Raw genomic sequence first — 24,600 nt, forward strand, 5'->3', positions numbered from 1 at the left:
GCGCGGACTGGCTGGGCGGCGCCGCCGATCCGATGGGCTCTACTGATTGATCTCGGGTTCGACGAGCTTTGCCAGATTGCGCAGCGACTCCTGCCAGCCGAGGTAGCAGGCTTCGGCCGGAATAACGTCCGGAATGCCGGCCTGCGTGATGTCGAGTTCCGTGCCGACCGACACTTTCTTCAGGAGCACGGTCACTTCGATCTGGCCGGGCAAATTGGGGTCGTCGAACCTGTCGGTGTAGCGCAGGCGCTCGCCGGGAACGAGTTCGAGATATTCGCCGCCGAAGGAATGGCTGCCGCCCGTCGTGAAGTTTCGGAACGACATCTTGAAGGCGCCACCGACTTTCGCGTCGAAGCTGTGCACGGTGCAAGTGAAGCCGTTCGGCGGAAGCCATTTCGCCAGCGCGTCGGCTTCTGTGAATGCGCGGTAGACCTTCTCCGGGCTGGTCGTTAGAACGCGGTGCAAACGTACGGTGCTTGGCATCTCTTCGGTATCCTTTGTGGTTTCGTTGTTCTATGCCCCAAGGACGGGTGAACCTCACCCGGTCCGACATAGCCTGTCAAATTTTCTTGAGCCCTTTGCCGGCAGCCATCCGCCCGCGACTTCGAGTCGCCGCCTCAGGCAGGCGGTCGTGTCGCGTCAAATTGCATGAATCATTGACAGGTTGCCTAACCTTTCGGCGCGGATCTCACAATTTATTAAAATTGTAAGTCTCTCCTATAAAGTTGTATTAGGATCAGCTTAACGCCTTCGGCATTATCTATTAAATGATGGGCGACGATCTCCTTGGTGTACTATAGAATGATTCCCTGGAACGACGGATCAATTTAAGAGTTGATCCGAAATGGTCGCTCGAAGGTTGTCGAACGACCAAGGCAGCACGCGCAAGGAGTGTCGGAATGACCACAGTCCTCAACGCCAAAGGCATTCCACTTCCGTATACCGGCGCTTCCACCCATTGGTTCTCGGCGACTGGAGGCGCGCCTTACCGCTACGGCACCTCGGGCAACGATTCCTTCTGGGGCGACACCAACGTCAAGGTCACCATGTATGGCGGCGCGGGCGACGACTATTACCATCTCTATTCGACGATCAACAAAGCGGTCGAGAACTACGGCGCGGGCGTCGACACGATCGATACCTGGATGAGCTACAAGCTGCCCGCGAATTTCGAGAACCTCGTCGTCACCGGCGACGGCCACTATGCCTTCGGCAATGGTCAGGACAACATCATAACGGGCGGCGCTGGCAGCCAGACGCTGGACGGCGGCAAGGGCAATGACGTGCTGATCGGCGGCGCCGGCGCCGACACCTTCATCATCACCAAGGGCAATGGCAGCGACCTTATCTCCGATTTCGGCGCGACCGACACGGTGCGCCTCAACGGCTATGCCTTCACCTCGTTCGAGGCCGTCCACGCCAATATGGTCCAGGTGGGATCGAACGTGCAGCTGAACCTCGGCTCGAGCGAGGTGCTGGTGTTCCACAACACCACGATCGACAAGTTTCAGCCCGGCCAGTTCGAGCTGCCGATCGACAAGACCGGCATGACGCTGTCTTTCAACGACGATTTCAACACGCTGAGCCTGTGGAACGGCCAGAGCGGCATCTGGGATTCCAATTTCTGGTGGGGGGCGCAGAACGGCAGCTCGCAGCCCCAGAACGGCGAGCTGCAATGGTATATCGACGCCAATTATGCGCCGACCAGCTCGGTCCATCCGTTCAGCGTCGCAAGCGGCGTGCTCACCATAACCGCGGCGCATACGCCCGACGACATCAAGCCGCTGATCAACAATTACGAATACACTTCCGGCATACTGACGACGCACGACACCTTCTCGCAGACCTATGGCTATTTCGAAATGCGGGCCGATCTCCCGGAAAACGCCGGCGCGTGGCCGGCCTTCTGGCTTCTGCCCGAAGACGGTTCATGGCCCCCGGAACTCGACGTGATCGAAATGTATGGGCAGAACCCGAATGCGCTTCTCATGACCGCGCACACAAATGAGACGGGAACCCACACCACGGTCGGGTCGACGGTGAATGTCTCGAACACCGACGGCTATCACACCTATGGCCTGTTGTGGACGCCGGACAAGCTGGTCTGGACCTATGATGGCGTCCAGGTCGCGGAAGCGGCGACGCCGTCCGATATGAACAAGCCCATGTATATGCTGGTCGACCTTGCGGTCGGCGGTCAAGCCGGCGCGCCGCCCGACCATCTGGCGACGCCCGCGCAAATGAAGATCGACTATATCCACGCCTATACGCTGAACGATTTGCAGCAGAGCCATCTGAGCACGACAGCCGAGCACGCGGTCTAGATGTCGCGAGACCGCGCGCCAATCAGCGATGCGGCCATCGGCCTGCGCCCGGTCTTCCTGCGTGGCATCGCCGACATCGGCATCTTTTCGTTGCTGATCAACATCCTGCTCCTGGTGATCCCGCTCTATCTGCTGCAGGTCTATGACCGGGTGTTGCCGTCCTCCAGCGTCGAGACGCTGCTTTATCTCTCGGCCATGGCGGTCCTCGCGCTCGCCTTCCTCGGCCTGCTGGACGCGGTCCGCGCCATCTACGCGCAACGTGTTGCGGCCACCGTCGACCAGAAACTGGGCGCGCGGACATTCGCCGCCTCGCTTGGCGCCAGACATGCCGGCAGCGGGCTGTCGCCGCTGAACGACCTTGCCACGACTTGCGCCTTCATCAGGTCGCGCGGCGTGGCGGTGTTGTTCGACCTGCCGTTTGCGCCCGTCTTCCTGGCCTTGCTCTATTTCATCCATCCCGTCCTGTTCTGGCTGACGCTCGCCGGCGCCGTGCTGCTGTTTCTCTTGGTCGTGGCCAACCAGCTTGCCATCGGCAGGAACGATGCCATGTCGGCGGAACGCTCGGCGGTGGCCAGCCAGGCGGAGCAGGCCTTCGCCCGCAACACCGACACGCTGCGCGCCATGGGCATGGTGCAAAATGCCGCCGCGGTCTGGGGACAGCACGTTGCTGAGGCGCTGACCCTGCATGACCGTTCCGGAAGCGCCAATGCGATCTTCAGCGCGACGTCGCGGGCGCTGCGCATGATGCTGCAACTGGCGATCCTCGGCGCCGGCGCGTGGCTGGTGCTACAAGGGCAGATGACCGCCGGCATGATCTTCGCTTCGTCGCTGGTGTCGTCGCGCGCGCTGCAGCCGCTCGACCAGCTGATCGGATCCTGGCGGCAGATCGTCGACGCCAAGCGATGCTGGAAGCGGCTGGACACCGCCCTTGCGGCGCAACCAGCGCAGGGGCGCAAGCTCGCACTGCCCGATCCATTGGGCGCGATTTCGGTGCAGGATCTGTTCTTCATCGCGCCGACTGCGGCTTTCGGCACGGAGCCCATCCTCAAGCGGTTGAATTTTGCCATCGGCGCCGGCGAAGCGGTGGCGATCGTCGGCCCGAGCGGGGCCGGCAAATCGACGCTGGCGAAATTGCTTGTGGGCGCGCTGCAGCCGACCGGCGGCGCGGTCAGGGTCGACGGCGCCGACCTGAGGAGCTGGGACGAAACCCAGCTTGGCAGGCATATCGGCTATCTCGCGCAGGAGGTGGAGCTTTTCCCGGGATCGATCGCGCAAAATGTTGCCCGCTTCGAACCCGACGCCGATGACGCCGCGATCGTCGAAGCGGCCAGGCGCGCCGAGGCGCATGAGCTGATTCTCACGCTGCGCGACGGCTATCAGACCATGATAGGCCCGTCGCATACCGTGCTATCGGGCGGCGAGCGCCAGCGGATAGGGCTGGCGCGCGCCTTCTACGGCAAGCCACGCATGCTGGTGCTGGACGAGCCCAACGCCCATCTCGACGGCAGTGGGGAGGCGGCGCTCGAAGGGATGCTTTCGGCCGCGCGAAGTGTAAGCGTCACGACAGTCGTCATCACGCATCGCCCTTCGATCGCCGCGGCCTGCGACCGCGTCATGGTCCTGCGCAACGGCATGGTCGAAGCTTTCGGCCCTGCGAGCGAGGTGCTGAGGCAACCGGCGGCCGGCAAGGCCGGGAGCGCGGTGGTGACAGGCTCGTTCGTGCCGACCGTGCGCCCGCACAGCGTCCGCTTCGGGTCATAGACGATGATGCAGCAGAGCCTCGCCTTCGAAGGTCGACCGCGCACCGACTTCCGCCGCATGGCCGTCGTCGGCTACGTGGCCATAGCGCTCTTCGTCGGCTGCTTCGGCTATTGGGCGGCGAACGCGCCGCTCTCCGGCGCGGTGATCACCTCCGGCACGATCTCGGCGACGGGCGGCAACATCCTCATCCAGCACCCCGAGGGCGGCATCATCGAGCAATTGCTGGTGCATGAAGGCGACCGCGTGCAAAAAGGCGAACCGCTGGTCCTGCTCGACCGCAGGGCGGCCGAGACCGACCTTAACCGGCTGACCAGACAGACGATCGCGCTCAGGGCAAGTGCCGCGCGACTTGAGGCCGAGCGCGACGGATCGGACAGGCTGGCGCCGATCGCCGAAGCAGCACCCGCGCCGTTCCAGCGCGATTTCGACAATCTGGTGCACGAACAGCAGAAGGAGTTCGAGGCCAGGCTCGCCCGGTTCCGCTCCGAGCAGTCGATCCTGGCGCAGCGCGTCGCCATGCATCGTGAGTCGGCGCTGGGACTGGAGGCGCAGAAACTCGCCATCCAGCAACAGGCCGAGATCGTGAAGAAGGAACTCGGCATCAAGACCGGCCTGCTCGACAAGGGTCTCACCAACCGCAGCGAATATTCGCAGCTTCTGCGCAGCGAGGCCGATCTGGTCGGCCAGGCCGGCGCGCTGGAGGCGGATATCGCAGCGACCAAGACGCAGATCGTCGAAGCCCAGGCGCAGGTCGAGCGCGCGACCACGCAGCGCGTCGAGGACGCGCTGACCAAGCTCGACGAGGTTCGCACCAGCCTGGCCGACATCGGCGAACAGATCACCGCAGCCGAGGCGGTGCTGGGGCGCACGACGATCAAGGCGCCGGCAGCCGGCATCGTGGTATCCTCGATCTACAACTCCAAAGGCAGCGTGATTGCGCCGGGGCAGAAGATCATGGAGATCCTGCCGACCGCGTCGGGCCTCATCGTCGACGCGAAGCTGCGGCCGAAGGACGTGGATCTGGTTCGCGTCGGCCAGCCGGCGAAGCTCAGGCTGTCCGCCCTGAACGCGCGCCTCACCCCTGAGGTCCCGGCTACGGTGACGCAAATTTCCGCCGACCGGCTGATCGATGAAACCACGCATGAGGCGTATTTCCGCGCCAGGCTGAAGATCACCGACACGCTGCCGCAGGGCGTGAAAGCCGAGCAGCTTTACCCGGGAACGCCGGTCGAGGCGTTTATCAGTACCGGCGACCGAACCTTCCTCGAATATCTGGCGCGGCCGATGCTGGACTCGTTCGCGCGGGCGTTCACGGAGCGATAGGCGCCAACTCGTCCTCCCAGTTGACGCCGCCGTAGAACACCCTGAGAATCACCACCTGGTCGCCTTCTACGGTGAAGGCCACAGTCAGGCGGCGCTCGAAGCCAACGATGCGAAGCCCCGGCCGCACATCATCCCTTACGGTTCCGCGTTCCGAGGCATAGTCGAGACCCAGGCAAAATCGCTCGATCCGCTCGATGTAGCGAAGGGCGGTGAGGTTGCCGGATGCGTGAGCGACCGTATCGTATATCCATAACAGGTCCGTCTGGGCTTTCCGGCAAAAGGACAACATGCCGGCGCTTCACACGTTCCCCTTGAGGCGAGCTGCGTGATGTGCGCGGATGCTGTCAAAAGACTTGTCGGCCGGGATGGCCTGGGAGGGGTCTGCCTTCCACCTATCATAGGTCGGCGCGACCTCCTCACGCAGCCAGCGCTCCACAGCGGCGTCGCGTTCCTGCAATGCGCGAAGACCGGCGCGGATCACTTCACTGCTGGTCGCGTATGTGCCGGACCGAACGAGCTGGTCGATGAAAGCAGCCTGCTCGGCCGGCAGGCTGAAGGTGCGTTTTTCGGTGGCGGACATGGATCCCTCCTATCAGGTTGGTATGATATTATCATACCAACGGCGAGATCGCACGCCCCAATATAGGCTTAGGGACCGCTCCCCTTGGCGTCGGCAAAGAGACCGGACATTCGGTTCGGATGCCTGAGATGGGTCGGCGTGATGCCGGTCTGCTGGCGGAAGACACGGCTGAAATGGCCGGCATTGGGAAAACCGCAGCGGTAGGCGATGTCGCCGATTGCCAAGTCGCTCCCCTCCAGCAGCGACTTGGCCTGATGTACGCGCAGCGCAAGATAGGCGGCCATCGGGCCGATGCCGAGCTCGGCGCCGAACAGCCGCTCAAGCTGGCGCCGGGATAAATGCAACCGGCCCGCGATCTCGGCGACCGACAGCGTCTCCTGGAGATTGCTTTCCATCAGAAGCAGCGCCCGTTTCACCGCTCGGCTCGACGCGGCCGGAAAGAGATCGCCGACGGGCTGCACATCCAGGCTCGAGCGGATGCGGTCGAGCACGAGGGTCTTGGCGGCTTTTTCCGCAGCCTTGCGGCCGATGAACTGCGACACGAAATGGCCGGCAAGGTCGGCCGCACCCGTGCCTCCGGCGCAGGTCGAGCGGCCCCTATCGACGGAAAACAGGCTGTCGGCATGGGCGTTCACATCAGGGAATTGGCTGCGGAAATCCTTGATGTGAAACCAGCTGACGGCAGCACTGTAGCCATCGAGCAGACCGTAGCGCGCGAGCACGAAGCTGCCGGTGCAGAGTGCCGTCAGCGGCACGCCCTTTTCGGCCGCCCGCAACAGGAAGGCCTCCTTTTCGGAGCTGAGGCTGCGGTTGGTGTCGAGCAGGCCGACCACGACGACATTGTCGAACTCCTGCGGATTGCCGATCGCCTTGGTCGGCAGCAACTCGACACCGCAACTCGCCCGGATCGGCAGGCCACGCTCGCCGACGATCTCCCAGTCGAACTCGATCCGGCGGCTGCGGTCGCCTTCATCGCCGGCCAGCCGCAGCGTGTCGATGAACAGCGGCAGCGGCGACAGCGTGAAGTCGCGAACCAAGAGAAACGCAAACCGCCTGGCCATTGTTGCTCCGAAACCGTTCCTTCGGGTGGATGGAGCCTAGTTGCTGAAGATTGGCACGGACTCGAGCACCATGCCCCTCAGGATTGGCCGCCAGATGTCGGAGATGAGATTGACGACCTTAGTGTGCAACCGGTCGGCCATCTCTTCTCCAATGTTTCGAGAATAGGTCCAAAAGAGCTTTGACCGATTGTTGGAGCCGAATGTAAGGATGATCTTCGGTTAGGCGGGAGGGAGCATGGGTCTCGACTTGGCGGTTTTTAAAAGCGTTTCGACCATGGAGCGGGAATTCCCCGGCTATCGCTTTCAGCGGGATCCGGAAAACGGCGAATGCGAGGTGATCCATCCCGAAGACGTGACTCTCACCTGGGACGATGTCACAACGCGTGACTGGCGTGTCGGAAACATAGCCCACATTGCGGCGCTCGGGGAGCTGATTGCCGGTCTTCTCGGCGAAGGGTCAGCGCTGGAACGGATGGTCCTCCTTTCAGCCAGCGGTGTTGGAGACGTCATCGAGGAGCCGAGCTTCGGCGAGCTTGAGCGCGAATTGCGACTGATCGAATCCAGCACCGACCCATGGGTTCGGGAATTTGCCGATGGACTAGTGGAATTGATCAGTATGGCACGGCGTGAGAAAAACCCTATCGTGTTTGTGTAACCTGCAGCACCAAAGCGGAGCCCAAGCCATGACCCTGACCAATCGCGATATCATCGAGCTGACGGCATGGCGCCGCAAGCTGCACCAGCGGCCTGAAATCTCCAACGAGGAAGAACAGACCGCCAAGGAAGTCGTCAGCTTCCTCGCCGATACAGGGCCGGACAAGGTGCTGACCGGCCTCGGCGGTCATGGCGTGGCGGCGGTCTATGACAGCGGCCAGGCGGGGCCGACGGTGCTGTTCCGCTCGGAGATCGATGCGCTGCCGATCGAGGAGCTTTCGGGCGTCGAGCATGCCTCGCAGGTGCCGGGAAAATCGCATATGTGCGGCCATGACGGCCACACCGCGATCCTGGCCGCACTCGGCCGCCAGCTCGGACGAGAACGGCCGGCGCGCGGCCGCGTCGTCTTGATGTTCCAGCCGGCGGAAGAGACCGGCAATGGCGCGGCCGGCGTCGTCGCCGATGCGCGCTTTGACGAGATCGCGCCGGATTTTGCTTTCTCCCTGCACAATCTGCCGGGCGTGCCGTTCGGCGAGGTTCGCCTCAAGCCCGGCGTGGTCAACTGCGCCTCGCGCGGCATACGCATCGTGCTGGACGGCAAAACCGCGCATTCGTCCATGCCCGAAACCGGCGTGTCGCCGATGCTGGCGGTGAGCGAGCTCATGCCGCTGCTGCCGGCGCTCGGCCGCGGCACCTTTGCCGACGATGATTTCAGCATGGTCACCGTCACCCATGCGACGATGGGCGAGGCCGTGTTCGGCATCGCGCCTGCTCACGCCGAGGTGTGGGCGACGCTGCGTACAAGGCGCGACGAGCGCATGGCGGAACTGGTCGCGGCGGCGGAAGCGTTGGCCACCAGGATCGCGGCCGAGCATCACCTTTCCGTGCGCTGCGACTATCACGAGATCTTCGTCGCCAGCGTCAACGCTCCAGACGCGGTGGAACATCTCAACCGCGCGCTGGACGAAGAGGGCGTCGCGCGCAGCGAGGAAGCCTTGCCGATGCGCGCTTCGGAAGATTTTGGCATCTTCGGCCACAAGGCGAGCTCAGCCATGTTCTTTCTCGGCGCCGGCGAGCGCCATCCTTCGCTGCACAACCCCGATTATGATTTTCCCGACGATCTGATCCCGATCGGTTCGAAGATCTTCATGCGCACGGCGCGCAACCTGCTGGGGTGAGCGGCCCCTGCAAAATCCGCATCCTGAAGCTGCCTTTTTCCCGCTGGAATCGTCTTGTAGTCGCGTCCTACATTAGGAGGGGCTTGCGGATGAGAATTGCAATGGTCGTCGCGTTGACTGCGACAGTGGCAGGGTGCGTATCGTCTCCGGTCCAGTATGGAGCCTCGCTCTCGACCCAAGACCCGAAATGGGCGACGCCGGAATGCCAGCAGGCCCGCACCGATGCCATGAATTATGACGCGCGCGAGAAGGAGCATCCGGGATGGGCCGCCGGCGTCGTGCTGGGGCCCTACAGCATGGGTCTCGTGGCGGCGATCAAGGAGCATGAGCAGCAGCGGCGCCGGCTGCTCGCACGCGAGGTGCATTTGCAGTGCTCAAGCCTGCCCTTGCCGAGGGATCTGGACTTCGATCCAAAGATCTACGCGCCAAAGCCGACGCATTATCCCTGAGGGTGGCTTGACGGCGGCGATCATGATGCGCCCTTGGCCAGAGGCCAGTCGACCGTCCCGCGCAGCTCGGGTAACAATGACCGTCTTTGGCGAAAGGGGTCCAATGCGGCAAGTGCCCATCGTGATGCAGCCGTTTGGCGGCATGGCGAACAAGATGTTCCAGTACATGTTTTGCCATGTGCTGGCGAAGCGTATCCCCGGTGGCTATGTCTGCGACGCCGACCTGCCGGAATGGTCCATTGCCAGGGTGCGGCCGCCTTTGTTGTGGAAATACCGGCTGCTTCGGGTCGACGGCTATCACCGCTACGACCTCGACGGGATCATAGCCGCGTTCCGCGACAGGCGGGCGCGGAGCATCCGCTTCAAGGGCTTTGCGCAGCGGCTGGGTTATTATGACCGGGACGAGGTCTCCGGGCTTTTCGACGGGCGTGCCGTCGCCGCGCCGACCCATGGCGACGATTTCCTCGTCATCCATGTGCGGGCCGGCGACATCCTCGACGGCTTCCACCGCAACTATTGCCCGATGCCATTCGGCTTCTTCGAGACGCTCATCAAGGATAGCGGCCGCAAGCCGGTCTTCGTCGGCCAGACCCATGAGGACAACGATTATTGCCGGCGCCTGCGTCAGCGTTTTCCCGATGCTGTCTTCGCGCCGAAGGCGTCGCCATTGACCGATTTCGAGACGCTGCGCCGGGCGAGCCATCTCGTCACGGGGGTGAGCAGCTTCTCCTGGCTGGCCGGTTGGTTGTCTTCGGCGCGGACGATCCATCTGCCGGTGGCCGGCATATTCGACCGGTGCATCAGGCCGGATATCGACCTGCTGCCCCTTGACGACCCACGCTATCGGTTCCACCAGTTCGACATGGGCGACTGGACGGGCTCTTCGGAGCAGCTTGCGGCATTTTATGGCGATGCGATCCCGTTCCGGCAGGTCGAGCCTCAAGCAGCAGCGGGTGGCGCGGGGAAAGCGTTGCGATGAGAATTCCGTTTTCCGTCAACAGGCCGGTGATCTGCGCGATCATGAAGCTGGAGCAGCCCTATGTGATCGAGTGGGTCGCCTGGCACAAGCTGCATGGCTTCGACCTGATGATCGCCGACAACTGCAGCGCCGGCCCGCAGTCGGCGGTGCTCCAGGCGTTGCGCGATGCCGGCTGGATCCGGCTCGTCGACTGGCGGCACGACACGGTGCTGCCGCAGCGGCGGGCCTATTCCTATCTTTACTGGCAGGCATTGCTCCACGGCTATCGCTATCTGGGCTTCATGGACGCCGACGAGTTCCTCGAGCCGCTCGACGGGCCGCCCTGGAGCGGAGCCGAACTGGTCCGCTCGCTTTTGAGCCGCCCGGGCGTGCGCAGCGTCGCCTTTCGCTGGGTGAATTTCGGCAGCGACGGCAAAGAGGCCTATGACGACGAACTGGTGACGGTGCGGTTTCAAAGGCGCGGCACGCATGACGCCCCGACCGCGCGCTGGAAGAAGTCGTTTGCCCGCGTGTCCTCGGTGCTGCGCAAGGCGCTGCGGGATCCCGGGCAGTTCATGCCGCACCCGCACGGTTTCCGCATCTCGCTGCGCAGGACGCTGGTCGACGGCATGACGCTCGACAAGCACCCGGCGGCCATGCCGATGGAATGGAAGATCGGCTGGATCCGCCACTATGCCGTGAAATCGAGGCAGGAACTGGCCGACAAGCATGCCCGCGGCGGCGGCTTCACGCCGTCGAGCGAGGCGCCGTCGCTGGACGAGTACCGGGTATCGAGAGATCAGAACGATATTCTCGATCCGCTCGACGATGCGACGGTGGGCGCCTTGCGGGCAAAGGTTTCGGAAATCGTCAGGTCGCTCGACCCGGCGGTCATCGCTCAGACGCGGCCGCTTTTCACGCAGCGGGGTCGAGGATCAGCGGCGCGGTAGCCATGCCGTGAAACGACATCGTGGCGCGGCGCTCGGCATTTGCGGCATCGAGCCGCCATCCGGGCGCACGGGTGAACAGGGCTTCTATCATCGCCGCGATCTCGATACGGGCGACATGTTGCCCGAGGCAGACATGCAGGCCGGTGCCGAAGGTCATCGACATGGCTGGCGGGCGCGTGAGGTCCAGCCGGTCGCCATCGGCGAAGACGGCATGGTCGCGATTGCCGCTGCCGAGCACCGGCACGACCGCTTCGCCAGCCGCAATCCTGACGTCGCCGAGGTCGATGTCCTGCGCCGCGATGCGGGCGACGGCGTATTGCACCGAGGCGCCATAGCGCAGCAGTTCGGCCGCCGCGCTGCTCCAGTCGACAGCGCCGCGCTCGAGCAGCGCGCGCTGTTCGGGAAAGCAATCCAACGCAACAATTGCGTTACCGAGAGCGTCGACGACAGTCTCCTGTCCGGCAAACAGCATGAAGACGATGTTGGCCACCATGTCCCCGCGCGACCAGCGGCCTTGCGCAACCTCCCGCACCATGCCGGCAACCATTCCGTCCGGCCGGTAGGCCTGTCGAGCCAGCCGCTCCTCGACAAAAGCCTGGCATTCGCGATAGGCCTCGGCGCTTGCTGCCGGCGGCTGCGCTCTTCGCAGGTCGAATGCGCTGGCCATGCGGCGGGTCACCGATTTCAACGCCCAAGGGTCCTCGATCTCGATGCCGAGGATTTCCTGCAGCAGCCAGAAGGACACCGGCACGGCGAGCCCGGCGACGGCGTCGACGCGGCCATCCGCCAGCGCACGCTCGACCAGCTCGTGGCTCAGCGCGCGAAGACCTTGCGTCAGCGCTTCGATGGCCGGCCGTGAGAAAAAGCCAGCGACCGGCCGGCGCAAGGCGCCATGCTGAGGCGGATCGGCGAGCAGCACTGAGCGGCTGAGCAGAGCCATGGGCGCATGGTCGACGAGCTTGCGGCGGACCTCTTCATATGTACCCGGCGGCGCCTGAAGAAGAGCGGGATGCTTCAGCGCGCCCGACACCAGCTCATGGCTGAACACATAATGCGCGTCGGCCAGTTCGGGATAGGGCGCGACGCCGCGCGCAATGCCGCCGGCGGCACGCATGCGGGCGAAATGCGGAAACGGGTCGTCGCCGAGCGCGAACGGATCGAAATGCGGAGCTGTCATGACGGCTCGAATCTCATGCCTTGAGATTCTTGGCTGAAATGACCCTGAAGCCGCCTGACGTGGCGTCCTGCGGGAAGAAGTCCGGCATGACGTAGAGGAACTCGCATCCGTAGACGCGGTAGTGCATGCGCAGCAGCGGATCGCGGATGATCTCTTCCAGCGGCGGTCTTGTGCCGGTCTGGTTCCAGCGGTCGATGGTGGCGCGGAACCGCGCATCGGCCTTGACATGATCATACTCGTCGCCCGAGGAGCCGGCATAGGACGAGCAGCGGCCATCGCCGATCAGCCAGCTGGCGCCCAGGCGGCGGCCGTGGCTCTCCATCTCCTTCAAGAGCCGCACCGCCGTGTTGGTGCCGCGATGGCTCGGCCGGACGCAGAGATTGTAGGCGTAAAGCGCGTAAACCGGCTCGCTGCGCGGCAGCGATGCATAGGCATCGAAATTCCTGGGGAAATCGGCGCGCACCAGCGGATCCTGGCTGGTCTCGGCAAAGCAGATGGTGCCGGCAAGCAGATCGCCATCGATCGCGCCGAACATGGTGTGTCCGAGTGCCAGCCGGTGGCGGATGGTCGTTTCGCTCGCCTGCAGCGGGGCTGCCCAGGCGGCAGCCTCAAGCTCCATCAGCAACGGCATGTCTTCCAGCTCTAACCGGCGGATGGGTATCGCAACATCGTCTAAATTCATGTGTCGGCTGCCTCGACTTCTAACGCGTTGATGGCGCATGGCAGTTTCTTGCCAATGCGGTTTGCAGCTTCACGGAAACGTCAACCTGTTCTATCTCCTGTTTGACGCATGCCGGATCGAGAACCATTTCACGGCTTTCACAAGCCTGTCTAATCATCATGGTTCCCCTTTGCAATTACATACGGACAACGGAAACGCATGATATTTTACGTCGCGCATCGGGAGCACGCCTACACGCAGGCGGTGGTGCTTCTGTATCACCGGACTGACCTGGAGGCGTGGTTCCGGCTGGTGCGCTACGAGGATGCCGGGCTGCTGCGCGGCGTTCGCGCCGGGGTGGTCATCTGGTCCGACATGGACCGGCTGACATCGGACGAATTGAGCCGCGCGGCCGGCATCAGCGCCGAACTGGCTGACAACACCGGCCTGACGCAGCTCAATCACCCGACCGCCAGCCTGCAGCGCTTCGACCTGCTGCGCCTGCTTCACGCCGACGGCAGCAACGCTTTTCGTGTGTTCAGGCCGGACGAGTTGGAAGAGCCGATACGCTATCCCGTTTTCATCCGCGACGAGACGGGCGCACTCTACAGGGAGCCGCCGCTGCTGCACGACCGGCCGGCGCTGGACGCCGCGATCGCCCGGCTGGACGGTAGCGATCTAGTGCGGCCGATGGTGGTGGAGATGATCGGCACCCCCGGAATGGACGGTTATTTCAGGAAGTACGCGGCGTTTCGGGTCGGCGATACGATCTACGGCCAGCATTGCGCCATGTCGAAATCGTGGTTCGTCAAGAATTCGCCCGAGCAATTGCTGCCGGCGCATATCGAAGAAATCAGGACCTATATCGATACGAATCCTGACGCCAATGCGGTCATGCGGGTCTTCGAAAAAGCCCATATGCAGTATGGACGCATCGACTACACATTCGTCGACGGCAGGCTGGTGGTGTTCGAGATCAACAGCAACCCCACCGTGCTCAGCGACCCGCCGACGCCGTTCGCCAGCTATGACCCCAAGCCCTTTGCCGATCTTCAGGCCGACGCGCTGCTCGCGCTGCCGCAGGCTACCGAGGCGGACTCGCTGGCTGCAATCGACACCGCCCACCAGTCGGCGCTGGCCAAGTTGCGGCGCCATTACCAGATGAGGCGGCTGAAGTTAATGCTGCGAAAAGTGCTCAGGAAGAGAAAATAGGCGCCGCCTCCTCCGCAACCCGAAAGTACACCACGTCACGTTTCGTCGGATCTTGTCACAGCCTGCCTGGAACCAAATCACGGGCTAGATTGTTCAAGTTGGTTACGAATTCGACGCCGCCTGCCGGCTGGGCAAGCGGCGCACTTGAGGAGCTCCCACCATGACCATCTCGTCCAGCTTTCGTTCGCTTGCGGTTGCGGCCATCACAACTGTGTCCGTCAGCGCTGCCAGCGCCGCGCATGCCGATAGCGGCACGATCCGCTTTGCCGTCTACAAGGCGGCCTTCTTCGTCGGCGGTTCCGGCGGCGAGGGGACGCTGACCTTCCACGGCCGCTCCTATCCCATCACGATCGGCGGCGTTTCGGGCGGCTTCGCCTTCGGGGTTTCCAAGACCTATTTCCGGGGCATCGTGCGCCATATCCGCAGGGTGCGGGATGCGACCGGCGTTTATGGCGCGGCCGGCGGTGGCGGCGCGCTCGGCAAGGGGGCGCAGGTGATCGTCATGACCAACGACAAGGGCGCCCAGCTCGAGCTTACCGGCCGGCAGGTGGGCCTGCAGGTGAATGCGGATCTGAGCGGGATGGCGATTTCGTTGAAGTAAGGGGCGTTGCGTCTGGGTGGGCAAGGTCGCCCAGGATGGTGGCAATCAGTAGGTCGGTCCCCCACTCCGTCTCGGCTTCGCCGAGCCACCTCTACCCCCACTTTCGTGGGGGAGAGGAAACGCTAATTTTGGAAGTCGCGGCTTCAAAGGCTTAGGTTCTGCCTCAAGAAAAACTTGGATTTCCTTCCTATGAAAGCTTGGCATTTCCTCTCCCCCACGGACGTGGGGGTAGAGGTGGCTCGGCGAAGCCGAGACGGAGTGGGGGCTGGCGCTGCCGTAGGCGATAGCCTTGCGCTTCTGACGGGTAAGCCTGGCTTGCAGCGCCGGACCGGCGGCACTACTGCCGCCAGCCCCCTACCGCTCCTCCACAATCCGCAAATACGCCGCCGTCACGAACAGCACGATCAGCCCGAACAAGATCCGCCGTGCCCCCTCCGGCATCTGCAGGATGGTCAGCAGTGTTGTCAGCACGGTCAGGATCAGGGCGCCGATGATGGTGCCGGTGTAGCCGCCGCGGCCGCCGAAGATGGAGGTGCCGCCGATGACGGCGGCGGCGACCGAGGGCAGCACCAGCGGTTCGGCGAGCGACAGCGACGGCGCCTTGATCAAGCCGATATAGAGCAGGCCGGTGATGCCGGCGAGCACGCTGGAGGTGACGTAGAGCGCGGTGATGACCTGCCAGTATTGCACGCCCGACAGGCGGGTCGCGCGCTCATTGTCGCCGACGGCGTAGAGCAGGCGGCCGAAGCCGGTGCGGGCGAGCGTGAAGACGATGAGGGCGGCGAGCGGCACGAACAAAAGCAGCGCGTTGGGGAAGCCCCATGTCACGCCGGTGCCGAGCCAAGCCAGGAAGTCGGGGATTTTTGCGCCCGACGCGATCACCGTGCGCTGGTAGACCTGCAGGCAGCCGGTGCCGATCAGGCTGGTGCCCAGCGTCATGATCAGCGGGTGGACGCGGAAGACGCCGACGCCGATGCCATTGACGAGGCCGATCAGCACCGCCGGCATCATCGCCAGGAGGAACGCCACCGCCGGATCCTGGTTGACCACTTGCGTGGCCATGATGAAGGCGCTCATCGTCGCCACCGTGCCGACCGACAGGTCGATGCCGCCGGTCAGCATGGTTATGGTCTGGCATCCCGAGAGGATCGCCAGCGGGATGGCGAATTTGATGGTGTTGGCGATCCAGCGCTCGTTGACGATGCCGGGGCGCAGGACCTGCAGGACTATAACCAGGATGGCGAGCAGGACGATCAGCGGGATGAGCGGGCGATCGGCCATGAAGCGCTTTATGCGGCGGCCGAAGGGGACCGGGGTGATGGCGGTGGTGCTCATGGGGCGGCTCTTGGTGTTGTGTGCTGCGAGGATGGCGCTCTACGGCGCCCCCCTCTGGCCTGCCGGCCATCTCCCCCACTTGTGGGGAGATTGGCAGCTCCAGCGCCTCGCTCCTTTTTGCAACGTTGAAGGCTGGCGAAAGCGGCGATGACAGCTGATCTCCCCCCTCGTGGGGGAGATGTCCGGCAGGACAGAGGGGGGCGCGAAGGAACGCCGACGTCTCTCTGCGACAGCACACCCATCATTGCCGCCCCCGCATGGTGATAAACGCCCCGAACATCACCACCGCCACCATGATCAGCCCTTCAATAATCGCGGTGACATTCGGGTCGATGGCGAGCAGCGTCAGGTCGGTGCGCACCAGCCTCAACACGAAGACGGCGACGATGGGGCCGAGCAGGCCGCCCTTGCCGCCGCCGAGCGCTACGCCGCCCAGCACCACGGCGGCGACGCTGGCGAGCAGATAGGGGCCGGGGATGGGGGCGCCGATGCCGGTGCTCATGGTCAGCGCCAGGCCGCCAAAGGCGGCGAACAGGCCCGACAGCGCATAGGCGATGATGCGAGTGCGCTTGACCGGCACGCCGGAGCGGAACGCCGCCAGTTCGCTAGAGCCGATGGCGTAGATGGAGAGGCCGAGGCGCGAGCGCCGCAGCGGTATCCAGATGACGCAGAGGCACACGATCAGCACCAGCAGCGCCTTGGGCAGCCAGGCATCTACGGCGTCGGGCAGGCCGGGGATCGGTACGGTGCCAGAGATCAGCGCCTTCAGCCATTCGGCGATGCCGCCGCCCGGCGCGTCGAGTACCAGCAGGGCTGCACCCTGCAGCACGAACAGCATGGCCAGCGTCACGACAATGTCGGGCACGCGGGTGACGACGATGAGCAGGCCGTTGAGTGCGCCGAGCACGAAACCCATGGCCAGCACGAAGGGCACCACGAACAGCGCGTATTCCTCGCTCGCGCCATTCATCATCGACGCCGCGGTGACGCTGGTCAGCGCCATCATGGCGGCGACCGACAGGTCAATGCCGCCGGCGATGACGACGACGGTCTGCGCGGCGACTGCGAAGGCATAGGGCAGAACGGCTCGGGCGAGCGAGCCGAAATCATTGCTGCCATAGGCCGGCTGGATGATCCTGGTGGCGATGAACAGGACGATGAGCAGGGCGAACAGGCCGACGACCCAGCCTTGGCGGCGCAGGAAATGGCTCATGGCGCGGCCTCCGGCGAAGCCGAAGTGTTCGCGGTCGGATCAGCCAATATGCCGATATCGGCCTTGGGGCCGCGCGGCAGGCCGTAGGCGGCGCGCATCAGCGCCGGCTCGTCGGCCTCCTCGACCGGAAAAATGTCGACGAGGCGGCCGCCGAAGATGACGATGACACGGTCGCAGACGCGCTGCACCTCTTCCAGTTCGGAGGTGTAGAACAGCACCGACTTGCCGTTGCCGGCGAGTTCGCGCAGCAGCTTGTAGATCTCCTGCTTGGTGCCGACATCGATGCCGCGCGTCGGGTCGAAGCACAGGATGGTGCGGGCATCCGCCGCGATCCAGCGGGCGATGGTCACCTTCTGCTGATTGCCCCCGGACAGGCGCTGCACTTCGCCCTGGGCGCGGGTGTCGATCTGCAGCCGCTCGATGGCGCTGAGCACGGTCGCGCGCTCGCGGCGCATGTTGATCGGCCCCCAGTTGCGCAGCGCGGCACTGAAGGGGAGGGCGATGTTTTCACGGACCGAGCGCTGCATGGCGAGCGCCTCGGAGCGGTCGCCCGGCACATAGGCAATGCCGGCGCGGATGGCGTCGATCGGGTGGGAAAATTTCACGGGCTGGCCATCGACTTCGATGGTGCCGCCGGAGGGCCGGATCGAGCCGGCAAGCGCTGCGAACAACTCGTCCTGGCCCTGGCCTTCGAGCGCGACGACGCCGGCGACTTCGCCGTCGGCGAGATCGAAGGAGACATCGCTGAGCTTGGCGCCGACGCGCAGGTTTCGCACCGAAATGCGCGGCCGGGTGGTCGCGGGCGCGGCCTTCTCGGCAGCGCTGCGGGCAGCGACATGGGTTTTGACGATGCGGGTGCCGAGCATCAGCTCGACGATCTTTTCTTCCACGCCCGGCACGATGTCGACGACGCCGACGGTCTCGCCGTCGCGCAGCACGGTGGCGCGGTCGCACAGCGCCGAGATCTCGACGAAGCGGTGCGAGATGAAGATCACGGCGCGGCCCGAATCGCCCTGGCGGCGCACCACTTCCAGCACCTTTTCGGCAAGGTTGGCGGGCAGGGCCGCCGTCATCTCGTCAAGCAGCAGCACGTCGGGCTCGACGGCGAGCGCCCGCGCCAGGTCGAGCACGCGCAGCACGGCCAGCGGGATGTCGCGCGCGGTGTCGCGCAGATCGAGGTCGGTGATGCCGAGCTCGCGCACCCAGGCGCGGAACGGCTCGACCGGCGTGCCGGTGAGCCTGAGATTGGAGAGAACGTCGAGATCGGGGATTAGCGACGGCTCCTGGTAGACCGGCAGCAGCCCGGCGCGGCGCGCGGCGGCGGGCGAGCGAATGTCGCGCGCTTCGTCGCGGATCAGGATGCGGCCGGCATTGGCGGGAATGGCGCCGGTCAGGATCTTTACCAGCGTCGACTTGCCGGCGCCATTGGCGCCCATAAGCGCGTGGACTTCGCCGGGCCGGACGGAGAGCGACGCGTTGCGCAAGGCCGCGACCGCGCCGTAGTTCTTGGCGACGCCGGTGGCGTCGAGGAGGGGGCTGGTGGTCAAATCGATGTCCGCATCAGAAATTCTCTTGCTGGCACTCTACGGCGCCCCCCTCTGTCCTGCCGGACATCTCCCCCACTTGGGGGGAGATTGGCAGTTCCGGCGCCGCCCCTCGTCTTGCGACGTAGAAAATTAGCGAAAGCCGAGATGACAGCCAATCTCCCCACCTGTGGGGGAGATGTCCGGCAGGACAGAGGGGGCGCCGTAGAGCGCTAGTCTGTGTGGGGGGGACGGCCGTTCGCCGTCCTCGCCAGTTCATTCAAACCAGGCTTACTCCCCCGGCCCCTTGCAGGCCACGATCTGGTCCTTCGTGTAGGTCGTCCACTCCGGGATCGAGATCGAGACCGGCCATTCCGGGCTGAGCGACGGGTCGGCGGCTGCCTTCAGCTTGGCCTTGCCTTCGTCGGTCGCGTTGTCCCACAGCTGCGGGTCGACCAGCACGGTCTGCTGCGCTGGCTTCTTGCCGTCGAGGATCTGCAGCGCCAGCGTCACGCCCGCGCCGCCGATCGAGCCGGGGTTGGTGACGGCTGCACCGACGAGACCTTTCACCGAGCTCAGCTGGCCGACGAAGCCGGCATTGTCGGCGCCGACCACCGGCACCAGCGGCGCCTGCGATTCGACCAGCGCGTCGACGATGACGTTGTCGATGCCCGACGTCCACACGCCGTTGAACGGCGTGCCGGTGGCCAGGAACGACAGCATCTGCTGCTTGGCCTGATCCTGCTGCCAGCCGGTGAAGACTTCCTGCGCCACCTTCACGCCGGGGTTTTCGGCCAGCGCCTTCTTGAAGCCTTTGTCGCGATCGCTGTCGGCCGAGGCGCCGGCGGCACCGCGCATGTAGAACACTTCGCCCTTGCCGCCCATCTGCTGGAACAGCCATTTGGCGCCGAGATAGGCATACTGTTCCTGGTTGTTGGAGATGATGTAGGCCGACGGTTCGGTCACCGCCTGGTCGACGGCAACGACGACGATGCCGGCCTTGGTGGCTTCTTCCAGGCCCGCCTTGATGCCGGCGGGATCAGCGGGGTTGACGACGATGGCGTCGACCTTGGCGCTGATCAGATTGCGGATGTCTTCGAGCTGGCCGGCGGCATCGGTGTTGCGGTGGGCGATGTTGAGCTTCGTCACTTCGCCCGAAGCCAGCGCCTGCGCCTTCATGGCGCAGACCATTTCCTCGCGCCAGCCATTGCCCTGCACGGTGTTGGAAATGCCGATCGTATATTTGGCTTCGGCCGACGACACGCCCATCGATGCCAGCAAGGCAGCGCCCGCAAGCAACGGGACCATGGTCAGTATTTTCTTCATGTCAGTACTCCTCCACATTGTTGTTTTTCGTCTCAGGGCCAGACCCTTCGGCAGGATCGGACCAAGTCATTCACCTCGTCATTTGACGAAGGGGCGCAGCACGTCGCGGGCGAGCAGGAAGCCCCGCTTCACCGCATCGTCGTTGCCTTCAAACCGCCTGTCCTCATGTTCGATGATGACCGAGCCGTCATAGCCGGCGCGGTAGAGGCCGGAGAAGAAGCCGCTCCAGTCGACATCGCCCAATCCCGGCATGCGCGGCACCTGCCAGCCTATCCCGGCGGAAAGGATCCCGCGCTCATACAAACCATCATGATCGATCATCAAATCCTTGGCGTGGACATGCAGCATGTAGGGGCCGAACTCCTTGATGAAGCGGCCCTGGTCGATCATTTGCCAGACCAGGTGCGAGGGGTCGAAATTCATGCCGACCTCGCCGCCCCAGGTTTCGAGGATGCGCCGCCAGACCAGCGGCGAATAGGCGATGTTGTGCCCGCCCGGCCATTCGTCATAGCTGAAGATCATCGGGCAGTTCTCGAAGGCGAGTTTTACCCCGTGATCGCGCGCATAGGCGACGGTCTCGGGCCAGACTTTCAGCGCGTCCTGCCAGTTGACGTCGACGGTCTTCGAGGCATCGCCACCGCAGAAGGTGTTGACCACCGGCACGCCCATATTGGCGGCCAGCACGATGACCTTCTTCAGATGGCCGATGACGGCCTCGCGATGGGCAGGGTCCGGATGCAGTGGGTTGGGGTAGTAGCCGAGGCCGGAGACCGTCAGCTTCTTTTCCGTCAGCGAGGCGACGATCTCCTTGGCCTGCGCGGGCGAGGTGGAGGCGGCGTCGATATGGCTGGTGCCGGCATAGCGCCGCGTCGCGCCGGAGGTCTTCGGCCAGCAGGCGATTTCCAGCGCCTCGAAGCCGGCCGAGTGCGCCCAGCCGGCGACCTCGCCAAGCGGCGTCTCCGCAAACGGTGCTGTAAGAACTCCAAGTTTCATTCTGCCTCCCTAGACCCGACGACTATAATGCCGATTGTTTGGATCGCTTCAACCTCGCGACCTCATCTTGTTCAAGACTGTGCCGGACAGCCGCCATCGGATCGTCCGACAGCAGGTCGCCCAGCGCCGATGTGACGGCCGCGCGGAACGTATCGTCGGCGGCAAGGCCGGGGTCGAATATCCCGTCGATGGCAAGGATGGCGGACACCAGCGCGCTGGCATCGTGACCGGTCGCATCGGCGACCGCGGCGACCTTGCCGGCATAGGGATCCAACACCGGCCAGCGTTTGCCGAAGCGTGCGGAAGCATGGATGAGATAGGCCATCCAGCCGGCGACCGGCACCGACAGGAGGCCTATGCTCTGGCCCATTGCGAGCCGGTCGCGGATCGGGTTGAGCAGGCGCTGCACGATCTTCTGCGAACCGTCGGTGGCGACCTGGTGGTTGCGGTGGCGGATCGCGGTGTTCTTCAGCCGGGCAAGGCTCTGCTCGACATAGGCAAGCGGCAGGACGCCGGATACCGGCATCAGCGTCGGCAGCGTCTCCTCGACCAGCATGCGCCGGATGAAGTCCGACAGCAGCGGGTTGGCTATGGCGTCCGATGTGTGCTCGAGCCCGGCCAGCACGCCGAGCGTCGCCAGTGTCGTCTGGGCGCCGTTCAGCACCCGCATCTTGAGATGCTCGAACGGCGTCACATCGTCGACGAAGGTGGCGCCGACCAGATCCCAGCGCGGCATGCGGCCGGCGAATTTTTCCTCGATCACCCACTGCCGGAACGGCTCACCGACAGCGACGGCGGCATCGTGGTAGCCGAACCATTGTTCGACACTATCGATGTCATCTTGCGTCACCGCCGGCGCGATGCGGTCGACCATTGACGAAGGGAAGGCGGTATTGGCTGCGATCCACGCGGCCAAGCCATTGCCGCGCTGCCTGGCGAAGGTCTGCACGACATTGGCCAGGATAACGCCATTGGCCGGAATGTTGTCGCAGGACAGCAGTGTCAGCGGCCGCCCATTTGTGGCCCTGCGCTGCTCCAGCGCCCGCACCAACAGGCCGGGGACGCTGCGCGGCGTCTCGGGGTTGGCGAGGTCGTGGACGATGTCGGGATGGCCAAGGTCGAGTTCGCCGCTGGACGGGACGTGGCAATAGCCTTTTTCGGTCACCGTCATCGTCACCAACTCGATATCGGGAGAGATCAGCACACCCAGCGCCGGTGCGGCACTCTCCTGGCTGTCGACCACCCGGACGATGCTGCCGATCACACGTGCCTCGATATGGCTGTTCTCGCGGATCAGCCTTGTGTAGAGCCCGCCCTGCCGTCCCAGCGTGTCGGCAAGGCTGGGCGGACGGATGTTGATGCCGACGATGCCCCAGCGGTCGAAGCGCAGCGAGATGAGATCGTCGGTGTATTCGGCCTGATGGCTGCGGTGGAAGGCGCCGACGCCGAGATGCGCCATGCCGCGCGCCAGGAGCGTACGGTCATAGGACGGTGTCTGGACCGAGGCCGGCAAGCGGTCGAGCAGCGCCGGCCCAAGCGTTTCGGTGGAAGCGCTCACCGGTTCGCCCCGATCACCGTTTGCTCCTGGTCGATCACCGCACCGGTCATAGGGCCGGCCGCGTCGGAGAGCAGGAAGACGGCGAGGCTGGCGATATCGTTTGGCGTCAGCAGCCGGCCGAAAGGCTGCGCGGCGTTGGCCTTGTCGAGCCAGCCCGGGCCGTTGCCCAGCGTCTCCGCCTGCATGATGCGTTCGGCCGGCGTGTCGGTCCAGCCGACATTGATGCCGTTGACGCGGATGCGGTCGAAGCGGTGGGCGTTGGCGGCGTTCCTGGTCAGCGTCGCCAGCGCGCCCTTGGTGGCGGAATAGACGGCAAGCTCCGGCGAGCCGCAATGGGCATTGATCGACAGAATGTTGAGAATGGCGCCACCTTGGCCGCGCTGCTTCATGTCGGCAATCGCCGCCTGCATCAGGAAGAACGGCGCGCGCGCATTGACGGCAAACAGCGCCGCCCAATCGTCGAGGCTGGCGTCGAGGAAAGAGGCGCGATCGGTCAGGCCGGCGGCGTTGACCAGCGCATCGATGCGGCCGAAGCGCTCGATGCAGGCCTGCGCCAGAAGGGTGGGGGCGTCAGCATCGGCAAGGTCGGCGGCGACGAAGATGGTCGGCGTGCCCAATTGCGAAAGCTCGGCCGCCACGGCCTCGCCACGCGCCCTCTCGCGCCCGGTGACCAACAGCCCGGCGGCACCGGAACGCGCCAGCGTCTCGGCAATGGCGCGGCCAATGCCTTGCGTCGACCCGGTGACCAGAGCCACCTTGCCGTCAAGCCGGATCTCCATTCCTCCTCCCGGGAATAAAGTTTCTATTTTGAGAAATATGGAACGACAATTCCCGATAGTCAATTGGACCAGTGACGCCTCATTCGCCGCGCCGCGCCGCCACGCCATGGACCAGCGCCATCCCAACGGCGAGCGAGGCCGCCAGTGAGCGGAAGCCGGCAAAGTCGGATTCCACCACTTCCAGCCAGCTGTCCGAGAGCGGGATCAGCGGGCTGAAGGTGCTGTCGGTGACGGTGACGATACGCGCCTTGCGCTCATGCGCCACCGCGACGAGATCGGGCGTGATCGAATTGTAGGGGCTGAAGGAGACAGCGAGCACGGCATCCCGGCCGCCGATGCAGCCGATCTGGTCGAGTGCGGAGGAGCCGACATTGTCGACCAGCACATTGCGCACGCCCTGCTGCGACAGTGTCAGGGAGAGATAGGCGGTGACGGGAAAGGCGCGCTTGGAGCCGATGACATAGATCAGCTCGGCGGCCGCCAGCAGCGCCACCATCTTGTCGAAACTCGCGACATCGAAGCCCGCCTCGATGCGGCCAAGCGAGGCCTGCGACGCGCCGACCATGCCGTGCAGGAAATGCAGATTGGGCTCGGTCTCGGTGCGCGGCTCGCCACGGCCTTCCGGCCATGAGCCCTTGATGTGCTCCTTGAACAGGCCTTGGAAATCGGAAAAGCCGGAATAGCCGAAGATCTGGGCAAAGCGCACCAGCGTCGAGGGCTGCACGCCGGCCTGTGCCGCAACCTGCGCGATGGTGCCGAGCGCGACGTCGCTCGGATGCTGCCACAGGAAGATTGCCACCTGGCGCAGCCGCTTGGGGAAATGCACCGTGCCCGACGACAGCACGGCGCGCAGCTCCTCGTAGGTCTGCGGCTGGATATAGCCGAGTGCGGCCAGAGAGCGCCCGCGCTTGCGCGTCGCCGCCTCGTCGGTGCTGGACCGTCCGGATGCCTTGCTTGCCCCACTCATGATTTCAGGCTAGCGCG

General features: G+C 64.5%; 24 protein-coding genes. 10 read left to right on the top strand and 14 right to left on the bottom strand.

Translation table 11 applies throughout. The annotated features are described in order from the left end of the window. Window positions 1-39 precede the first annotated feature (39 nt). A complete protein-coding gene (locus NKI32_RS20335; RefSeq protein WP_023683102.1) occupies window positions 40-483 on the bottom strand; it encodes an SRPBCC family protein in 444 nt (147 codons plus the stop codon). Window positions 484-899: 416 nt separating this feature from the next. On the opposite strand from NKI32_RS20335, the gene eglC reads away from it, so the two are divergent. From eglC to NKI32_RS20350, 3 genes are read left to right on the top strand one after another with little or no spacing between them, the layout of a single operon-like run. Continuing rightward, window positions 900-2,324: an endo-1,3-1,4-beta-glycanase EglC gene (gene eglC, locus NKI32_RS20340; RefSeq protein ID WP_023733571.1), complete on the top strand. Its 1,425-nt coding sequence runs from the start codon at window positions 900-902 to the stop codon at window positions 2,322-2,324. Then, entirely contained in the window at window positions 2,325-4,085 is a 1,761-nt protein-coding gene (locus NKI32_RS20345) for a type I secretion system permease/ATPase (protein ID WP_023669697.1), read from the top strand. It abuts the gene before it with no gap. 3 nt (window positions 4,086-4,088) lie between these two features. Further along, window positions 4,089-5,408, top strand: coding sequence for an HlyD family type I secretion periplasmic adaptor subunit (locus tag NKI32_RS20350; RefSeq protein ID WP_023669696.1), 1,320 nt, complete (start codon window positions 4,089-4,091; stop codon window positions 5,406-5,408). Here the strand turns inward: NKI32_RS20350 and NKI32_RS20355 are convergent. The 3 genes from NKI32_RS20355 to NKI32_RS20365 form a co-directional block, all read right to left on the bottom strand. After that, window positions 5,395-5,697: a type II toxin-antitoxin system RelE/ParE family toxin gene (locus NKI32_RS20355; RefSeq protein ID WP_031196911.1), complete on the bottom strand. Its 303-nt coding sequence runs from the start codon at window positions 5,695-5,697 to the stop codon at window positions 5,395-5,397. The genes NKI32_RS20350 and NKI32_RS20355 overlap by 14 nt on opposite strands. A 9-nt stretch (window positions 5,698-5,706) precedes the next feature. Next, window positions 5,707-5,988, bottom strand: a complete 282-nt coding sequence (locus NKI32_RS20360; protein ID WP_023669694.1) for a type II toxin-antitoxin system ParD family antitoxin — start codon at window positions 5,986-5,988, stop codon at window positions 5,707-5,709. Between the two features lie 68 nt (window positions 5,989-6,056). After that, on the bottom strand, window positions 6,057-7,049 hold the full coding sequence (locus NKI32_RS20365) for a GlxA family transcriptional regulator (protein WP_353003341.1): 993 nt from the start codon (window positions 7,047-7,049) through the stop codon (window positions 6,057-6,059). Window positions 7,050-7,284: 235 nt separating this feature from the next. Between NKI32_RS20365 and NKI32_RS20370 the strand changes: the two genes are divergently transcribed. From NKI32_RS20370 to NKI32_RS20390, 5 genes are all read left to right on the top strand, one after another. Next, window positions 7,285-7,704, top strand: coding sequence for a hypothetical protein (locus tag NKI32_RS20370; protein WP_023683109.1), 420 nt, complete (start codon window positions 7,285-7,287; stop codon window positions 7,702-7,704). 28 nt (window positions 7,705-7,732) lie between these two features. Beyond that, window positions 7,733-8,881 carry an amidohydrolase gene (locus tag NKI32_RS20375; protein WP_023683110.1) on the top strand — a complete coding sequence of 383 codons (1,149 nt, stop codon included), beginning with the start codon at window positions 7,733-7,735 and terminating at the stop codon, window positions 8,879-8,881. A gap of 89 nt (window positions 8,882-8,970) precedes the next feature. After that, window positions 8,971-9,330 (top strand): hypothetical protein, encoded by a 360-nt coding sequence (locus NKI32_RS20380; protein WP_023751389.1) that lies wholly within the window; start codon window positions 8,971-8,973, stop codon window positions 9,328-9,330. 103 nt (window positions 9,331-9,433) lie between these two features. Next, on the top strand, window positions 9,434-10,309 hold the full coding sequence (locus NKI32_RS20385) for an alpha-1,2-fucosyltransferase (protein ID WP_023698639.1): 876 nt from the start codon (window positions 9,434-9,436) through the stop codon (window positions 10,307-10,309). Beyond that, window positions 10,306-11,238 carry a glycosyltransferase family protein gene (locus tag NKI32_RS20390; RefSeq protein ID WP_023698638.1) on the top strand — a complete coding sequence of 311 codons (933 nt, stop codon included), beginning with the start codon at window positions 10,306-10,308 and terminating at the stop codon, window positions 11,236-11,238. Before NKI32_RS20385 ends, NKI32_RS20390 begins: the two co-directional genes overlap by 4 nt. On the opposite strand, the gene NKI32_RS20395 is transcribed toward NKI32_RS20390, so the two are convergent. Next, complete coding sequence (locus NKI32_RS20395) at window positions 11,204-12,415, bottom strand: cytochrome P450 (protein WP_353003345.1); 1,212 nt, start codon at window positions 12,413-12,415, stop codon at window positions 11,204-11,206. The two genes, NKI32_RS20390 and NKI32_RS20395, sit on opposite strands and share 35 nt — an antisense overlap. Window positions 12,416-12,428: 13 nt before the next feature. Next, entirely contained in the window at window positions 12,429-13,097 is a 669-nt protein-coding gene (locus tag NKI32_RS20400; protein ID WP_031199642.1) for a GNAT family N-acetyltransferase, read from the bottom strand. A gap of 198 nt (window positions 13,098-13,295) precedes the next feature. Between NKI32_RS20400 and NKI32_RS20405 the strand changes: the two genes are divergently transcribed. Continuing rightward, on the top strand, window positions 13,296-14,288 hold the full coding sequence (locus NKI32_RS20405; protein ID WP_023710848.1) for a hypothetical protein: 993 nt from the start codon (window positions 13,296-13,298) through the stop codon (window positions 14,286-14,288). A 160-nt stretch (window positions 14,289-14,448) separates the two neighbouring features. Further along, window positions 14,449-14,889, top strand: coding sequence for a lipid-binding SYLF domain-containing protein (locus tag NKI32_RS20410; RefSeq protein WP_353003347.1), 441 nt, complete (start codon window positions 14,449-14,451; stop codon window positions 14,887-14,889). 354 nt (window positions 14,890-15,243) lie between these two features. On the opposite strand, the gene NKI32_RS20415 is transcribed toward NKI32_RS20410, so the two are convergent. The 8 genes from NKI32_RS20415 to NKI32_RS20450 all read right to left on the bottom strand — a co-directional run bounded on the left by NKI32_RS20415 (window position 15,244) and on the right by NKI32_RS20450 (window position 24,583). Continuing rightward, window positions 15,244-16,224, bottom strand: coding sequence for an ABC transporter permease (locus NKI32_RS20415; RefSeq protein WP_352534101.1), 981 nt, complete (start codon window positions 16,222-16,224; stop codon window positions 15,244-15,246). A 241-nt stretch (window positions 16,225-16,465) separates the two neighbouring features. Then, window positions 16,466-17,437, bottom strand: a complete 972-nt coding sequence (locus NKI32_RS20420) for an ABC transporter permease (RefSeq protein WP_023704176.1) — start codon at window positions 17,435-17,437, stop codon at window positions 16,466-16,468. Further along, window positions 17,434-18,984 carry a sugar ABC transporter ATP-binding protein gene (locus NKI32_RS20425; RefSeq protein WP_353003349.1) on the bottom strand — a complete coding sequence of 517 codons (1,551 nt, stop codon included), beginning with the start codon at window positions 18,982-18,984 and terminating at the stop codon, window positions 17,434-17,436. The genes NKI32_RS20420 and NKI32_RS20425 overlap by 4 nt, the downstream gene beginning before the upstream one ends. 267 nt (window positions 18,985-19,251) lie before the next feature. Next, on the bottom strand, window positions 19,252-20,286 hold the full coding sequence (locus NKI32_RS20430) for an ABC transporter substrate-binding protein (protein ID WP_023683115.1): 1,035 nt from the start codon (window positions 20,284-20,286) through the stop codon (window positions 19,252-19,254). Between the two features lie 78 nt (window positions 20,287-20,364). Continuing rightward, window positions 20,365-21,279, bottom strand: coding sequence for a sugar phosphate isomerase/epimerase family protein (locus NKI32_RS20435; RefSeq protein WP_353003351.1), 915 nt, complete (start codon window positions 21,277-21,279; stop codon window positions 20,365-20,367). Window positions 21,280-21,301: 22 nt separating this feature from the next. Beyond that, window positions 21,302-22,837 (bottom strand): mannitol dehydrogenase family protein, encoded by a 1,536-nt coding sequence (locus NKI32_RS20440; protein ID WP_353003353.1) that lies wholly within the window; start codon window positions 22,835-22,837, stop codon window positions 21,302-21,304. Further along, window positions 22,834-23,616, bottom strand: coding sequence for an SDR family oxidoreductase (locus NKI32_RS20445; RefSeq protein WP_353003354.1), 783 nt, complete (start codon window positions 23,614-23,616; stop codon window positions 22,834-22,836). The genes NKI32_RS20440 and NKI32_RS20445 overlap by 4 nt, the downstream gene beginning before the upstream one ends. Window positions 23,617-23,695: 79 nt before the next feature. After that, on the bottom strand, window positions 23,696-24,583 hold the full coding sequence (locus NKI32_RS20450; protein ID WP_023671058.1) for a MurR/RpiR family transcriptional regulator: 888 nt from the start codon (window positions 24,581-24,583) through the stop codon (window positions 23,696-23,698). Window positions 24,584-24,600 lie beyond the last annotated feature (17 nt).

This window comes from Mesorhizobium sp. M0761 (genome assembly GCF_040320205.1).
Lineage (GTDB): Bacteria > Pseudomonadota > Alphaproteobacteria > Rhizobiales > Rhizobiaceae > Mesorhizobium.

Bases quoted from the DNA above. Each gene is read 5' to 3' on its own strand.
- NKI32_RS20335 (WP_023683102.1), bottom strand. From the start codon at position 483: ATGCCAAGCACCGTACGTTTGCACCGCGTTCTAACGACCAGCCCGGAG.
- eglC (WP_023733571.1), top strand. From the start codon at position 900: ATGACCACAGTCCTCAACGCCAAAGGCATTCCACTTCCGTATACCGGC.
- NKI32_RS20345 (WP_023669697.1), top strand. From the start codon at position 2,325: ATGTCGCGAGACCGCGCGCCAATCAGCGATGCGGCCATCGGCCTGCGC.
- NKI32_RS20350 (WP_023669696.1), top strand. From the start codon at position 4,089: ATGATGCAGCAGAGCCTCGCCTTCGAAGGTCGACCGCGCACCGACTTC.
- NKI32_RS20355 (WP_031196911.1), bottom strand. From the start codon at position 5,697: ATGTTGTCCTTTTGCCGGAAAGCCCAGACGGACCTGTTATGGATATAC.
- NKI32_RS20360 (WP_023669694.1), bottom strand. From the start codon at position 5,988: ATGTCCGCCACCGAAAAACGCACCTTCAGCCTGCCGGCCGAGCAGGCT.
- NKI32_RS20365 (WP_353003341.1), bottom strand. From the start codon at position 7,049: ATGGCCAGGCGGTTTGCGTTTCTCTTGGTTCGCGACTTCACGCTGTCG.
- NKI32_RS20370 (WP_023683109.1), top strand. From the start codon at position 7,285: ATGGGTCTCGACTTGGCGGTTTTTAAAAGCGTTTCGACCATGGAGCGG.
- NKI32_RS20375 (WP_023683110.1), top strand. From the start codon at position 7,733: ATGACCCTGACCAATCGCGATATCATCGAGCTGACGGCATGGCGCCGC.
- NKI32_RS20380 (WP_023751389.1), top strand. From the start codon at position 8,971: ATGAGAATTGCAATGGTCGTCGCGTTGACTGCGACAGTGGCAGGGTGC.
- NKI32_RS20385 (WP_023698639.1), top strand. From the start codon at position 9,434: ATGCGGCAAGTGCCCATCGTGATGCAGCCGTTTGGCGGCATGGCGAAC.
- NKI32_RS20390 (WP_023698638.1), top strand. From the start codon at position 10,306: ATGAGAATTCCGTTTTCCGTCAACAGGCCGGTGATCTGCGCGATCATG.
- NKI32_RS20395 (WP_353003345.1), bottom strand. From the start codon at position 12,415: ATGACAGCTCCGCATTTCGATCCGTTCGCGCTCGGCGACGACCCGTTT.
- NKI32_RS20400 (WP_031199642.1), bottom strand. From the start codon at position 13,097: ATGAATTTAGACGATGTTGCGATACCCATCCGCCGGTTAGAGCTGGAA.
- NKI32_RS20405 (WP_023710848.1), top strand. From the start codon at position 13,296: ATGATATTTTACGTCGCGCATCGGGAGCACGCCTACACGCAGGCGGTG.
- NKI32_RS20410 (WP_353003347.1), top strand. From the start codon at position 14,449: ATGACCATCTCGTCCAGCTTTCGTTCGCTTGCGGTTGCGGCCATCACA.
- NKI32_RS20415 (WP_352534101.1), bottom strand. From the start codon at position 16,224: ATGAGCACCACCGCCATCACCCCGGTCCCCTTCGGCCGCCGCATAAAG.
- NKI32_RS20420 (WP_023704176.1), bottom strand. From the start codon at position 17,437: ATGAGCCATTTCCTGCGCCGCCAAGGCTGGGTCGTCGGCCTGTTCGCC.
- NKI32_RS20430 (WP_023683115.1), bottom strand. From the start codon at position 20,286: ATGAAGAAAATACTGACCATGGTCCCGTTGCTTGCGGGCGCTGCCTTG.
- NKI32_RS20435 (WP_353003351.1), bottom strand. From the start codon at position 21,279: ATGAAACTTGGAGTTCTTACAGCACCGTTTGCGGAGACGCCGCTTGGC.
- NKI32_RS20445 (WP_353003354.1), bottom strand. From the start codon at position 23,616: ATGGAGATCCGGCTTGACGGCAAGGTGGCTCTGGTCACCGGGTCGACG.
- NKI32_RS20450 (WP_023671058.1), bottom strand. From the start codon at position 24,583: ATGAGTGGGGCAAGCAAGGCATCCGGACGGTCCAGCACCGACGAGGCG.